The organism is Anaerotruncus colihominis, from assembly GCF_010206195.1.
Taxonomy (GTDB): Bacteria; Bacillota; Clostridia; order Oscillospirales; family Ruminococcaceae; genus Anaerotruncus; species Anaerotruncus colihominis_A.
Genome location: NZ_VIQT01000020.1, coordinates 1 through 11,958 on the forward strand (window position 1 = coordinate 1; position 11,958 = coordinate 11,958).

The 11,958-nt window shown below is 48.6% G+C and carries 20 protein-coding genes; 15 read left to right on the forward strand and 5 right to left on the reverse strand.

Going from position 1 to position 11,958, the window contains the following annotated elements; all coding sequences use genetic code 11:
• Positions 1-39: 39 nt before the first annotated feature.
• The 3 genes from FMM72_RS13910 to FMM72_RS13920 all read right to left on the reverse strand — a co-directional run bounded on the left by FMM72_RS13910 (position 40) and on the right by FMM72_RS13920 (position 3,566).
• Positions 40-1,719 (reverse strand): recombinase family protein, encoded by a 1,680-nt coding sequence (locus FMM72_RS13910; RefSeq protein WP_243157824.1) that lies wholly within the window; start codon positions 1,717-1,719, stop codon positions 40-42.
• A gap of 15 nt (positions 1,720-1,734) precedes the next feature.
• Entirely contained in the window at positions 1,735-2,952 is a 1,218-nt protein-coding gene (locus tag FMM72_RS13915) for an MORN repeat-containing protein (protein ID WP_162221769.1), read from the reverse strand.
• Between the two features lie 218 nt (positions 2,953-3,170).
• Positions 3,171-3,566: a helix-turn-helix domain-containing protein gene (locus FMM72_RS13920; protein WP_050751757.1), complete on the reverse strand. Its 396-nt coding sequence runs from the start codon at positions 3,564-3,566 to the stop codon at positions 3,171-3,173.
• A 151-nt stretch (positions 3,567-3,717) separates the two neighbouring features.
• Between FMM72_RS13920 and FMM72_RS13925 the strand changes: the two genes are divergently transcribed.
• Positions 3,718-3,954, forward strand: a complete 237-nt coding sequence (locus FMM72_RS13925) for a helix-turn-helix domain-containing protein (protein WP_006873554.1) — start codon at positions 3,718-3,720, stop codon at positions 3,952-3,954.
• Positions 3,955-4,171: 217 nt separating this feature from the next.
• On the opposite strand, the gene FMM72_RS13930 is transcribed toward FMM72_RS13925, so the two are convergent.
• A complete protein-coding gene (locus tag FMM72_RS13930; RefSeq protein WP_006873556.1) occupies positions 4,172-4,402 on the reverse strand; it encodes a hypothetical protein in 231 nt (76 codons plus the stop codon).
• 103 nt (positions 4,403-4,505) lie between these two features.
• Between FMM72_RS13930 and FMM72_RS13935 the strand changes: the two genes are divergently transcribed.
• On the forward strand, positions 4,506-4,703 hold the full coding sequence (locus FMM72_RS13935) for a hypothetical protein (protein ID WP_006873557.1): 198 nt from the start codon (positions 4,506-4,508) through the stop codon (positions 4,701-4,703).
• Here FMM72_RS13935 and FMM72_RS13940 read toward each other — a convergent pair.
• Entirely contained in the window at positions 4,693-4,920 is a 228-nt protein-coding gene (locus FMM72_RS13940; RefSeq protein WP_006873558.1) for a hypothetical protein, read from the reverse strand. The two genes, FMM72_RS13935 and FMM72_RS13940, sit on opposite strands and share 11 nt — an antisense overlap.
• A gap of 148 nt (positions 4,921-5,068) precedes the next feature.
• Between FMM72_RS13940 and FMM72_RS13945 the strand changes: the two genes are divergently transcribed.
• From FMM72_RS13945 to FMM72_RS14005, 13 genes are all read left to right on the forward strand, one after another.
• The gene (locus FMM72_RS13945) at positions 5,069-5,335 is read left to right on the forward strand and encodes a hypothetical protein (RefSeq protein ID WP_006873559.1); all 267 of its coding nucleotides are present in this window, start codon (positions 5,069-5,071) and stop codon (positions 5,333-5,335) included.
• A gap of 126 nt (positions 5,336-5,461) precedes the next feature.
• Positions 5,462-5,671, forward strand: a complete 210-nt coding sequence (locus FMM72_RS13950) for a hypothetical protein (protein ID WP_162221770.1) — start codon at positions 5,462-5,464, stop codon at positions 5,669-5,671.
• A gap of 6 nt (positions 5,672-5,677) precedes the next feature.
• Positions 5,678-5,923 (forward strand): AbrB/MazE/SpoVT family DNA-binding domain-containing protein, encoded by a 246-nt coding sequence (locus FMM72_RS13955; RefSeq protein WP_040341999.1) that lies wholly within the window; start codon positions 5,678-5,680, stop codon positions 5,921-5,923.
• Positions 5,924-5,927: 4 nt separating this feature from the next.
• Positions 5,928-6,221 (forward strand): hypothetical protein, encoded by a 294-nt coding sequence (locus FMM72_RS13960; protein ID WP_162221771.1) that lies wholly within the window; start codon positions 5,928-5,930, stop codon positions 6,219-6,221.
• A 119-nt stretch (positions 6,222-6,340) separates the two neighbouring features.
• Positions 6,341-6,727, forward strand: a complete 387-nt coding sequence (locus FMM72_RS13965; RefSeq protein ID WP_162221772.1) for a hypothetical protein — start codon at positions 6,341-6,343, stop codon at positions 6,725-6,727.
• Between the two features lie 704 nt (positions 6,728-7,431).
• Positions 7,432-7,686 carry a hypothetical protein gene (locus FMM72_RS13970; RefSeq protein WP_162221773.1) on the forward strand — a complete coding sequence of 85 codons (255 nt, stop codon included), beginning with the start codon at positions 7,432-7,434 and terminating at the stop codon, positions 7,684-7,686.
• A gap of 15 nt (positions 7,687-7,701) precedes the next feature.
• Positions 7,702-8,661, forward strand: coding sequence for an ATP-binding protein (locus FMM72_RS13975; RefSeq protein WP_162221774.1), 960 nt, complete (start codon positions 7,702-7,704; stop codon positions 8,659-8,661).
• 51 nt (positions 8,662-8,712) lie between these two features.
• A complete protein-coding gene (locus tag FMM72_RS13980; RefSeq protein WP_243157825.1) occupies positions 8,713-9,333 on the forward strand; it encodes a hypothetical protein in 621 nt (206 codons plus the stop codon).
• A 107-nt stretch (positions 9,334-9,440) separates the two neighbouring features.
• A complete protein-coding gene (locus FMM72_RS13985; protein WP_243157826.1) occupies positions 9,441-9,860 on the forward strand; it encodes a hypothetical protein in 420 nt (139 codons plus the stop codon).
• Positions 9,857-10,240 (forward strand): DUF3268 family zinc-finger domain-containing protein, encoded by a 384-nt coding sequence (locus tag FMM72_RS13990; protein WP_055245902.1) that lies wholly within the window; start codon positions 9,857-9,859, stop codon positions 10,238-10,240. The genes FMM72_RS13985 and FMM72_RS13990 overlap by 4 nt, the downstream gene beginning before the upstream one ends.
• Complete coding sequence (locus tag FMM72_RS13995; protein WP_006873568.1) at positions 10,233-10,472, forward strand: hypothetical protein; 240 nt, start codon at positions 10,233-10,235, stop codon at positions 10,470-10,472. The genes FMM72_RS13990 and FMM72_RS13995 overlap by 8 nt, the downstream gene beginning before the upstream one ends.
• Positions 10,462-10,929 carry a single-stranded DNA-binding protein gene (locus FMM72_RS14000; RefSeq protein ID WP_006873569.1) on the forward strand — a complete coding sequence of 156 codons (468 nt, stop codon included), beginning with the start codon at positions 10,462-10,464 and terminating at the stop codon, positions 10,927-10,929. The genes FMM72_RS13995 and FMM72_RS14000 overlap by 11 nt, the downstream gene beginning before the upstream one ends.
• Before the next feature lie 85 nt (positions 10,930-11,014).
• The gene (locus FMM72_RS14005; RefSeq protein ID WP_162221775.1) at positions 11,015-11,881 is read left to right on the forward strand and encodes a hypothetical protein; all 867 of its coding nucleotides are present in this window, start codon (positions 11,015-11,017) and stop codon (positions 11,879-11,881) included.
• Positions 11,882-11,958 lie beyond the last annotated feature (77 nt).

The window sequence follows — 11,958 nt, forward strand, 5'->3', positions numbered from 1 at the left end:
ATTATACAGTGAAAATCTGTATAATAGACTTTTGGCTTTTTAAATTTTAGGTGGATAAACCAAAACGAACACCCCGCCAAGCATATAAATGGCTGGCATTGTGTTCGTCTGGTTTTCTTTTGGTGGAATTAAAAATACAAAATCCGAACCCGTTGGGTTCGGATTTTGACTGTTTGGTGGCCCTAAAGAGAGACTAAACGAACATTCTTCTGCGGCAAAGCTTTCTATATTATCTATAACAGAAGTATCCAGTGGGAGATTTACAAAGGTTTTCTTTCCTGTAACACTGAATTCTATTTTTAAGTGATCATCATAGAGATATACAGCAATTAGAAATGTATCGAACAGTTTTGCTTGAAAAGCTTTATCCTCAATGTTTCCGTTTTTATATAGGGACATAGCGGAAATAATATCATCCCGTGAGTAATGCAGGAGGGAAGCCTGTTCTTCATCCAAACGAGAAACCAAAATAGCCTGTTCTCTTTCCAATTCCAGCAGCCGATCCTTTGTAGTGGAGGTGATGATGCCATGTTCAATGGCTGTCAGTAGGTTTTTAGTAGCCTGTTTATTCTCGGCCAACTGGGTTTCCAAAGAGCCTATACAGGTCTGGTTTCGGTATTCCTTAGCAAAGGTCATTGCGCTGTCGGCGATCCATTCCAGGACATCGTCACGCATGATATAATTACGAATTGCGACAGCAACCTCATGCTCGATCTTATCCCGGCGTATATTGGCTTTATCACAGGACTTCTCCATACGCCTTTTTTGGCAGATGTAGTAATGATGCAGTTTTCCGTTCTTTCCAGTGCCTGAGATACCGGCCATGGGACTTTTACAGTGACCACAAAACAGTTTTCCAGTAAGTAAATAATCTCCGTTGATCCGATGTCGGCCTTGCGGATTCTTTTTCGTTTTCAACACCTCCTGTACGCGAAAGAAAAGCCCTTTGTCCACAATCTGAGGAACCCCTCCTTCGATTCGTATATCACCATAAATATATACTCCTGTGTATCTTTCATTGGTCAACAGAGCATGGAAACTGTTTTTCCCCCATGTTTTTCCCCTGCTGGTCTTTATCCCTCGGGCGTTTAAGTCGGCGGCAATATCAGCGAATGAATCTCCGCAGGCCGTCCGGCTGAAAATCTCGCGGACAATTTCATCATTCGGCGGGTCCAGAGCATAGCGCAGATCATCGCCTTTTTTGTAACCAAGCGGCAACCCTCCATTGGCAATTTTACATTTGGCGGCATTGTCGTATAACCCGCGCTTGATATCCTCCGCCATATTCTCACTATAGAACTGATTGACATTCATCATTGAGCGAAGCGCAAACCGGCCGGCAGCAGTATCGTCGAAATCCTCCTCGGCATAGAGAACCCGTATGCCCAAATCATTTAACTTGGCCTCGTTCATCATAGCTTGGAGCATATTGCGACCCATACGGTTTGACTTCCAGGCGATTACATATTTAAACTTTTTCTTTTCAGCGTCTCGCATCATCCGCTGGAAATTGGGGCGTTTGTCCGTTTTGCCACTGATGGCCCGATCAGCGTAGATCTCTATGATTTGAAAGCTATTCTGCTGGGCAAATTCCTGGCACTGCTTAACCTGCTGCTCAATGCTCACATCCCGCTGGTTGTGGGAACTGTACCGAGCGTAGATGACGGCGGTGCCGGAATAGCGTTCCTGCTGGTCCGCCAGTTTCTTGCGTGGAGACATTCTGCACCTCCCGCTTCACTTTGGATTATTGTAACGATAAATAAGATTGCTTAACTCTCTGTTGTTTACCCTCAATAGTAATCCGCAATATAGCGCATCTATCTCATTTTGGGTAAGAGTGTGATCATAAACTTCTCCGCTTTCCTCGCAGGAGAATCTAAGAATAGCCGTTTCGGCTGTTTCAAGTTGTTCCAATACGCTGTCATAAAAGCCGCATTCGCAATACTCCTCAATTGTATTTCCTGATATTACGTTTCTTGTACAGTCGTAAGAATTCACTCTTGCAGTATAAACCCGTTCTCCGTTGATGCTCAATTCAATATGATCAAAGAATAACCAGTCGGTTTTTCTAAAGCCAACTTTTATATTTAGGCTTGTACCTTCGACAGAAACGGCAACAGAGCTATCTTTTGTGATGCTGTCAGCCCCAACAAAAGATAAAACATATTTACTGTCAAATTCATCTAAACTGATGTTCCAATTCTCCTCATACTGTGATGCTGGAATAATCAAATCAAGTATTGCGTAGGCGGAATCAAGCGGTGTTGCATCATTTTCTGACAAATACTCGTTAATGTATGCAATAAGTTCTGAATAACGATAAGATTGATATAAGTTGTTATACTGATTTTGCCGTTCTTCATCGCTAAAAAAGTCACATAAAGGACGCAGATCGAGTTCCCCATCTTTTATAGTTGCCTCGTATGAAACCCCATCTTTATCGCAATATTCACCTGTGGCATTGTAAAAATCAGTAAAAGTTCCTATAAAACTGGATCCATCAGGGTAGTAGAGTATCCCATCACCAGAGAGGACTCTAGCGTTAAATGTACCCTCATATTTTTCTCCCGTCTCCATAATAAAGGTCCCACGTCCTGTTTCAGAATCGTTAGTAAATTCACCGCTATAAACCTGTCCACTTTCCCAAGTAGACGTACCAGTCCCTTCCCAATGACCAGCAATCCATTCTCCCTCATATGTCCATATTTCTCCGGTTAAGTTTTTTGATGTAAACTTTCCCCGCCCATCTGGAAGCCCGTTCTCGTCGATTTCTCCAGAGTAGGTTCCAGTACGCGTTCCAAACAAGAAGTTAAGGGTAATTTCTCCCTCATAAACTCCTAAAGTGCTTGACGTTTCAATAGACGGTTCACTTTGTTGGGCATTGCCTCCTGCGCCGTTACTACACCCGACAAAAAACAGCACACAAGCAAGGATAATTGCAACTTTTTTCATAAGAACGTCCTCCTCAAATTAAAATGTCCCTGCCTTTTGCAATAACGAAAACAGTTATTTTATCACATTTTTAATTATTTTTAGTAAAATATGATATAATTTTCCTGTACAAATACATAGCCTTGGCGCCAGGGCGGAAAGGAGTCCCCGTGAGCAACAACGAAAAGTTCAACGCCCTGCTCAATTCATGCTCTCATGCGCAACAGGTTTATAATGCCCTACTTACCTTTGCTAAACCAAGCCTCCAACAAACCGATAATGTGAGCGAGAAACGCAAGATCATCATCGGAGAGTTGTTGTCCCTCTTGAATCAAGCCGAGAGCACGCAACAAATAATTTGATTCTTCCAATGATATGTTATCTTCCCCCGGTACAACTTCAGTTGTACCGGGGGATTTCGCTTTTTGAGGAAGATGTACGCAATCTTGAAATAGAAAATTAGGCTCAACATTAAGCGCATCAATGAGTGCGTACATGATAGGTTCTTTAGGATGACTGGTTTCTTTTTCGTAGTTGGTAATTGCGGAACCAGTAACTCCTATCATTTTCCCCAATTCCTCTTGAGTGAATCCAGCCTTTTCACGGGCCTCCCTGAGACGTTTTCCAATTCCCATAATGCCCCCCCTTATACCCATATTTAAACATAAAACCCTTAATTCGTCAAGATAAAAATTCAAGAAACTTTAGAAAAAACACTTGACTTATAAAGAATCTTGAGTTATTATGGTTTTGTCATCAAGATTCTTTAGATCGGAGGGGTGAAAAATGGGAACATCTCTAATTGCTGCAAACACCAAACGTATTATCGCTGATAAGGGGCTAAAACAGCGAGTGGTTGCCGCTAAAGCTGGATTTTCTGAAAAGCAGTTCAGTGCATTGATGACTGGCAGGCGAATCATCAAGGATATTGATGTTATGGCTATCGCAATTGCGCTTGACACTACGCCAAATGACCTTTTCGGATATCCGGTAAAACGAGATACGGACCCGACCAGCGCATAATCCCACTATAGCAATATCAGAGTCTAGCAATGAAAGAAGGTGAAAGCGATGCAAGACGAAAAAGCAACCGCCCCAAAGATTCCAGCTTTGAGACGGCTCTACGAGGAAAAGCGGGGAAAAGAAATCGCCGCAGAACGATTTGCCCGTGTAATTCTCGAAAACGCAAGCGCACACGGGCTGTCCATCTGGCAGTTAGAAAAGGCCTGCAACCTGGCGATCAGTCTGTGTCGAGAAGTTTCGGTTCCCACTCTTGAAGCCCTTCAACGAGACCGGGAGAGTTGAGCAGCTCTATGTACATATCGGTGAAGGCCTCTGTCAGCAGTAAAGAATGACTGGGATATTGTGGATTATCTGGTTCGACTACTACTCTGTTTTCGGCTAACGCCTGTGTGTACTGTGCCTGCGCATAAACAAGTGCCAAGTCATAGGCTAATTTTTGCGTATTCATAAGTTCATCCCCTTTCCACCCAAATTATACCATATAGCGAGAAAAGGGGCAAACAAAAAAGCAAGAAAAAGCCGCCCGAGGGTGGTGTGAAGGAGGTTGTGAGATGCCGTTTTACTGTTCAGAGGGGGAGTTATCACTACGCGATAAGCTGATGACCGCTGTTGTGGATAGCAATCTGTCTTACCAAGAGGCAATCAGCGCACTCAACTATGTGAGAACTGTGCTCAACGATAAAGCAAACAACCTCCTGGATGGTGTCAGCATCCAAGAGGTTGCCAAGAAAGAACGCTTTAATCGGTGATGCTCGTAGGTTTACGGCGGTCGTATTCAGTGTGCAGGTCATCTACAATCTGGTAGAGCTTATCCAGCATTTCAGAGTAGTCCATTTTGGATAAGTCCTCCCTTGCTGCAAGCACCTGTACGGCCAGAGTGCCTAAGTTGTCGCGGACTTCGACAATTTGAGGGACAAGCGCATGTTCGTGACCTGGTTGGTCACAAAAAGAGCGCGTGTTGGACATGGAAACACCCCCCCTTCCATACTGAGTTTTAGCGACGCGGTAACACCGTCGAGACCAGTATATCAAACCGGAGAAAAAAAGGAAGGGGCGGTATGAACCCGTGCAAGAAAAAAACCGCCCAGCGGGCGGCAGGAGGGAGGTGCATTAAGTGGATGATAACAATCCGGATGCCAAAGCAATCCTGAAACACTATGGGTACAATGGCGACAGTACGGCGCAGACTATAGGGCTTTGGCCCAATGATGGCACTGCAATTGCGCGGCTGGGACAATTGCCGGAGGCACTCGGTCTGTATAAGGCGGAGAAAAGCAAAATCCGGGTAGTATTTGACTACGACCCGGATTATCCAAGGGCTGTGCTCCAAGTTTGGGGATTGACACCGGCTGCACTACTTCCCGATATCGGGAATGCATAACCAAGAAAACGCCCCGACAAGTGCTGACGACACCTGACAGGGCATACAAACCAATCCAAAACAAAGGCTTGCAACTGGATTATAACATATCTTTCTGATGATCTGCAAGTACAAAGGAGACTTTCAATGGATACATACCAATGCAATGCGCCCCATGATACCCTCGAATTTTCAACGTCCGATATCCCGGAATATATCCGAAAACTGGCGGCTCTCGCGGCTATAGAGTTGACCGAAAGTATTCTCAGGCAGCCGGACGGCCGCAGGATGCTGGCCGAAGAAACTGCGCGGCGCAAATCAATGGAGGGCCAACCCCCGAGAACTGAAAGGAGGTGATTTCTTATGAAAGCTGTTGGAATTGTTCGCCGTATTGATCATCTCGGCCGATTGGTAATCCCAAAGGAGTTTCGCCGAACCCTGGGTATCAACGAGAACGACCCTATGGAGATTCTCGTCACAGATGATGGAATTCTGGCGCGGCCTTACAAGCAGGGCTGTATCTGCTGTGGTTCTACAGAAGACCTGGTGAATTTCAAGGATGTCTCTCTGTGCGGCAACTGCATCCATGCGTTTGCTGAAAGGAGCTGACGATTTGGCGGAATTTCATCGGACAAAGAATGGAACACCTTGGCTCGAAATTACCTGTGAGGAGCTGTCCGGCTATTCTGGGATGGACAACCCTATTTGTGACAATTGTCTAAGCAGATTGGCCGGCATCAGCAACATCATCCTTCTTCCTATTCTCAATGAAGCATATTGCCCCAAATGCGGCAAGGAGCGGTTGGACAAAATACGGCCTTATCCGGGAGATCGCTTTATCGAAGAAAGGAGGACGCGCTTTTACCTCGAATACTTCAGACTGCAAAAGGATGATCTAGCGCCGTGATCGGACTTTCATAAAAAAGAAGCCGTCTCCGCTGCCACGAAAACGGCTTTAAGCAAAAAGAACTTTATTTAGTTTATCAATGGAACGGTAAAAAGTCAAGTTCATTGGGGGGCAACTCCATGCAAAATGACAACGAATTGCGCTGCCTGCGTGTTGACCTTGGCCTGCCAGCAAAGGATATGGTGGCCATCGTCCAAACCTTGTATCCCAAGTTCGATAAAACCATGCAAAGCAAATGTGAACGTGGCGACGAGTATGGTGTGAATATTAGACCGGACGCTATGAAAGCTCTGTATGAGCGGTTCGCCCCCGAGCAGCTGGAGCCGCCTAAGAGGACGCGGCACGGCCAGCACCGGCTTACCTGTCGTATCTCGGGACGTCTGGAGGATAGCGTCTACGCGGCGTTGCAACAGCACATGGAGATCGATGGCTATGCCACAGCTCAGGAATGGATCACGGCCATGGTTCTTCGGTATATCGCAGAAAAGGAGGACGGGACCAAATGAGCCTGAGATACCTTCCAGACCACCCTGTCGTTCAGAACATGGAACGCACCGGCTACCCAAACGGGAAAGAGCCACGGTCCCCGCACTGCCCAATCTGCGGCTGTGAAACTGATACATTCTACAAGGACACATACGGGGACATCTTCGGGTGTGAGGAGTGTGTAACGACTGCCGATGCTTGGGAGGCCACCAGCGATGAGTGTAATTGACCTAACTGGCCTTAAGTTCGGGCACCTGACTGTCACCGGGCCTGATGAAGTCAGAAACCACCAGCTTTATTGGAACTGTGTCTGCGAGTGTGGAAAGCCAAAGTCCGTGCAAGGGCGGAAATTGCGTGATGGCATTGTTAAGTCCTGCGGGTGCATGAGAGTAGAGGCAATACGAGATGCCCGGACTATCCATGGAGAGTGTGGCTCCCGGCTATATCAAGTTTGGACGGGCATCAAACAGCGCACATTGAACCCAAAGAACAAAGATTATCCGCGCTATGGCGGTAGGGGCATCAAGATGTGCCCCGAATAGGCCGAAAGCTATCCAGCATTCAAGGAATGGGCTCTCTGCTCCGGATATCACACTGGCCTTTCTATTGACCGTATCGACAACGACGGAGGTTATAACCCGAAGAATTGTCGGTGGGCGACAGCTAAAGAGCAGGCGAATAACCGCCACACATCCAATCAATACATTAAAACGAGGGAAACCCTATGAAGTTCTATTTCACCTACGGCACGGACGACCAGCCCTTTGTCGGCGGCTGGACTGAAGTCGAGGCCCCAACAGCAAGAGCTGCAGCATTTGCATTTCGGACGTTTCACCCCGACAAGACCGAAGGACTGCTGAATTGCAGCGATATGTACCCTCAGGCTGTGTTTGAACGCACCGAGATGTTCCGAAAGGGCAACTTCGGCCACCGGTGCCGTGAGACTATCATCCTGCGGCGTGAGGCCGCCAATAACTGAAAGGAGCTATCTGCCATGATTAGAAATCCCAACGAAATTCAGGAGGGCGCTAAGAAAATCCGTATGCTGATTGCCGGCTACCCCGGCATCGGCAAGTCCACTTTGGCCCTGTCCGCTCCCCGCCCCCTGCACATTGACATTGACTTCGGCATCGATCGCATCGAGCCGCGGTATCGTAAGCCCTATATCCAGCCCAAGAGCTATGATGAGATCTTGGAGGATCTGACACCTATCAACGTTCAGGACTTCGATACTCTGGTATTTGATACCGGCGGAAAGCTCATTTCTCTTATGTCTCTATGGGCCATTAAGAAAGACCCCAAGTATGGCCAGCGTGACGGATCGCTCTCTCTCAAGGGCTATGGTTTCGTCGGCAAGGAATTCGTTCGGTTGATGGATTACTGCTTCTACGAGCTGGACAAGCACATCGTGATCGTGTTCCACGCGATCGAGGAAAAGGATGGGGATAACACCCGGCTCCGCATCAAGGTCGAAGGCCAGACCAAGAACAATGTCTGGGAGCCGATGGACCTGGGCGGCTTCGTGGAGATCCAGGGCAACAACCGCACCATCGGTTTCTCCAACTGTGAGCGGTACTTCGCTAAGGGAACCAGAGGCATTCATGGTGTCTGGCAGGTGCCCGAGCTGGGGCCGGATAAGACCAACGATTTCCTGACCCGATTGTTTGCCCAGTACAACGCGTTCTCCGCCGCCGAGGTGGCTCAGAGTGTGGAGGAACAGGAGACTTACGAAGCAGCAATGGCCGAAGGGCGGAAGATCGTCGCCGGCATCACCGATGCGGACAGCGCCAACGCTGCCATGTCGAAAATCAAGGCCGTCAAGCACGCCCTGACCTCTAAGAAGGAAGTCAATGCGGCTTTCAACGCCAAAATCAAGAAACTGGGACTGTTCTATGACAATGTGTTGAAGAAGTACACCTCGGCACCTCCGGAGGGAGATAAGGGGGCGGAGTAAATGGCCCGGTATTTGATGACACACAGTTTACTCAGTTCTTGGCTCTATTCAATGGCGAGCAATCCCTATGAAGATATGACCACCAAGCGCGATCCAATGGCAGAGTTCATGTCTACGCTCAATAGGGAGCAGACAAAACCTAGCGGCAAGATGCTGAACGGCATCACGTTTGAAAATTTGGTCACAGCAATTCTTAGAAATGCGGCGGAGTTCGACTACTGCGAAATGAACGAAAAAACCAAGGAAATTCGACAGTTCCACATTCAGACGGCTGACCATAAGTGGTATGATGCCGCCGCTAAGGTGGCTCAAACTGTCAGCGGGGGCGTTTTGCAATACCGGGCCAACAAAACTATCGTGGTTGGCGGTCTGACGCTGGTACTGTATGGCCGGCTGGACTGCCTCAAGGCCGGAGACATCAAGGACATCAAGTTCTCCAGTAGCTATGACCGGGGTAAGTATTTCAGTAGCACCCAACACCCAACCTACTTTGAAATTGTCCCGGAGGCGAAGACCTTTACATATCTGGTAAGCAACGGCTCCGAGGTATGGACGGAGCGGTACTACCGCGAGGAGACGCCCAGCATCATCCCCACCATTTCAGACTTTTTGGAATGGCTGGATGCCCTGGAGCTGGCCCCGCTTTACAAAAAGAAGTGGCTGGCGCTATGAAGGGACGACTGATTGATCTATCACTGGGCCTCAATCGAAAGCAACGTATTACCATCGAGGTCGACAGAGATTTCCGAGAGGATTTCGACCGGCTCAAAGAGGCCGAGTTGGATGTGGAGATTAAAAAACACCGTAACCGCCGTTCTCTGTCGGCCAATGCCTATTTTCACGTCCTGGTCAGTAAGATTGCCGCTGAACGCGGCGGCAGCGAGGACAGCACCAAGGAATCTCTAGTATGCGAGTACGGCGCCTTGGCCAAAGATCAGGACGGACTCACCGTAGGTTTCAAACTTCCTGCGTCAGTGGATGTGACCACCATCTATCCCTATGTGAAATGCTTTGACACCCGCGTGGAGAACGGCAAGATGTTCAAATGCTACTTGGTCTACAAGCAGACGCACCTCATGGACAGCAAGGAAATGGCTCGGCTGATTGACGGGGCCATCGAGGTAGCCAAGGAGCTGGGCGTCGAGACGGATACCCCGGAGCAGCTGGCCCGGTACAAGGAGGACTGGAATAAGGAATGAGAAAAGTTTACTGCGACTACTGCGGCCGGCAGGCTGAGTATGTGGACAGCAAGGTCATCTACGGCAAGAGCTACGGCATGATGTACCTCTGCCGGAATTGCATGGCCTACGTCGGTGTTCACAAGGGCACCGACAAGCCCTTGGGCCGGCTGGCCAACGCGGAACTCCGCTACTGGAAGAAACGGGCCCACGCCGTTTTTGACCCCCTGTGGCAGCGGGGGCGCTTCCGCGGCCACCGCAACGCGGCTTATGGCTGGCTGGCCCAGAAGATGGGCCTGCCCGTGGAGCAGACCCATATCGGAATGTTTGATGTGGCGCAGTGTCGCAAGGCCATCCATATCATTGAGAACGAAACGCGAGGAGGAAGTTCACATGGATGAAAAGAGAAGCCCCGAGGAGCTGCTGGCGCAGCTGTGCCTGGAGCCCGGCTTCGTGCTGGTGCCGCAGGACCGCTTTGAGGAACTGGTGCGGGCCGAGGCGGAGCGCGACGTCTTGGAAGTCGTAATTTTGGGAAACAAGAGCTACAACGTCGATGTCGTCATGGCCGCCATCAAGAAAGCCCGGAACAAGGTGCTCCTGGGCAAGCCGGAGGTGGAGGGCGATGCTCAATAGAATCATCATCATGGGTCGGCTGACCCGTGATCCGGAACTGCGCAGTACCCCAAACGGCACGTCTGTTGCCTCTTTCACCCTGGCGGTAGACCGTGACTTCAAAAATAAGCAGACCGGAGAGAAGGAAACGGACTTTATCGACATGATCGCCTGGCGTTCTACTGCCGAATTTGTTGCCAGATATTTTACCAAGGGCCGTATGGCCGTAGTGGAGGGTCGGCTTCAGATTCGTCTTTGGGAGGACCGCGATGGTAATAAGCGAAAGTCCGCCGAAGTCATAGCCGACAGCGTTTACTTTGGGGATTCAAAGAAAGATAATGATGGCCGTAGTGATCAAAATTATCCAGCGGGCGGATACAGCGATGTTCCAGGCGGAAGAGGTACGCCGCCGTCTGCACCTGTGTATTCTATTCCCGACTTCACCGAGGTGGACGATGACGGGGATTTGCCATTCTGATTTATTTGGACAGGCCGTTCCATGCGGGCGGCCTGTCCAAAAGGCCCTGTGGCATGGACAAAGTTAAAAAGGAGTTGGATGATCTATGTCCCGCAGAGAACAACCGTATCTTCCGCTTTATGTCATGGATTTTCTTACAGATGAAAAATTGGTTGAGTGCAGCGCAGAGAGTACAGGCGTCTATATCCGGCTCATGTGTCTTATGCATAAATCTGAACAGTATGGTGCGATTTTGCTCAAGCAAAAGGATAAGCAAACTGGAAAGCAAATTTATGATTTTGCTTGTAAATTAATGCGGCAAATGCCTTATGACATAGAGACGATCGAGCGTTCATTGACAGAATTGCTGAATGAAGGCGTTCTGTCCATGGATGGGGACGTTTTATTCCAGAGGCGTATGGTGCGTGACGGCAAACTCAGCGATACAAGGGCTTCTGCGGGAAAAAGAGGCGGACAAGGGCGAGGGCAAAAAAACGGCGCGCGGGCTTTTGCTTCTCGTTTTGCTTCGGATTTTGATCAAGCAAAAACCGAAGCAAACGCTGAAAATGAAATTGAAATTGAAAATGAATATGAAATTGAAGATAAAAGTGAAGATGAAGATAACAGAGATATTCCGAAAGAAGAAAATATCTCATTGCCCGCGCGCGAGAAAATGAGCCAGCTGCGGAAATATGGTCAATACGGATGGGTGAAGCTGACAGACGATCAGTACGAGCGCCTTCAACGCGAACTTGGCGATGCCGAACTGCAACGATGTATTGATTACATCGATGAGAGCGCCCAGATCACCAAAAACAAAAACAAATGGCGGGACTGGAACCTTGTAATTCGAAAATGCAGCAGAGATAGATGGGGATTGTCTGTGAAAGGGGGTGCTGCTCCTGGAAGGGATCAGCCGCATTCTGCCGAATTTAAACCTTCAACTGGATTCCGAAAAGCCGAATCATCCTGACGAGTATGCCGACCTTCGGCAGTATGGCCAAAAGATTACCTCAAAGCAAGCCGAGGATCGAGGAATAAAATCAACCT

Coding starts and splice junctions, on each gene's coding strand:
- FMM72_RS13910 (WP_243157824.1), bottom strand. CDS start 1,719: ATGTCTCCACGCAAGAAACTGGCGGACCAGCAGGAACGCTATTCCGGC.
- FMM72_RS13915 (WP_162221769.1), bottom strand. CDS start 2,952: ATGAAAAAAGTTGCAATTATCCTTGCTTGTGTGCTGTTTTTTGTCGGG.
- FMM72_RS13920 (WP_050751757.1), bottom strand. CDS start 3,566: ATGGGAATTGGAAAACGTCTCAGGGAGGCCCGTGAAAAGGCTGGATTC.
- FMM72_RS13925 (WP_006873554.1), top strand. CDS start 3,718: ATGGGAACATCTCTAATTGCTGCAAACACCAAACGTATTATCGCTGAT.
- FMM72_RS13930 (WP_006873556.1), bottom strand. CDS start 4,402: ATGAATACGCAAAAATTAGCCTATGACTTGGCACTTGTTTATGCGCAG.
- FMM72_RS13935 (WP_006873557.1), top strand. CDS start 4,506: ATGCCGTTTTACTGTTCAGAGGGGGAGTTATCACTACGCGATAAGCTG.
- FMM72_RS13940 (WP_006873558.1), bottom strand. CDS start 4,920: ATGTCCAACACGCGCTCTTTTTGTGACCAACCAGGTCACGAACATGCG.
- FMM72_RS13950 (WP_162221770.1), top strand. CDS start 5,462: ATGGATACATACCAATGCAATGCGCCCCATGATACCCTCGAATTTTCA.
- FMM72_RS13955 (WP_040341999.1), top strand. CDS start 5,678: ATGAAAGCTGTTGGAATTGTTCGCCGTATTGATCATCTCGGCCGATTG.
- FMM72_RS13965 (WP_162221772.1), top strand. CDS start 6,341: ATGCAAAATGACAACGAATTGCGCTGCCTGCGTGTTGACCTTGGCCTG.
- FMM72_RS13970 (WP_162221773.1), top strand. CDS start 7,432: ATGAAGTTCTATTTCACCTACGGCACGGACGACCAGCCCTTTGTCGGC.
- FMM72_RS13975 (WP_162221774.1), top strand. CDS start 7,702: ATGATTAGAAATCCCAACGAAATTCAGGAGGGCGCTAAGAAAATCCGT.
- FMM72_RS13980 (WP_243157825.1), top strand. CDS start 8,713: ATGGCGAGCAATCCCTATGAAGATATGACCACCAAGCGCGATCCAATG.
- FMM72_RS13990 (WP_055245902.1), top strand. CDS start 9,857: ATGAGAAAAGTTTACTGCGACTACTGCGGCCGGCAGGCTGAGTATGTG.
- FMM72_RS13995 (WP_006873568.1), top strand. CDS start 10,233: ATGGATGAAAAGAGAAGCCCCGAGGAGCTGCTGGCGCAGCTGTGCCTG.
- FMM72_RS14000 (WP_006873569.1), top strand. CDS start 10,462: ATGCTCAATAGAATCATCATCATGGGTCGGCTGACCCGTGATCCGGAA.
- FMM72_RS14005 (WP_162221775.1), top strand. CDS start 11,015: ATGTCCCGCAGAGAACAACCGTATCTTCCGCTTTATGTCATGGATTTT.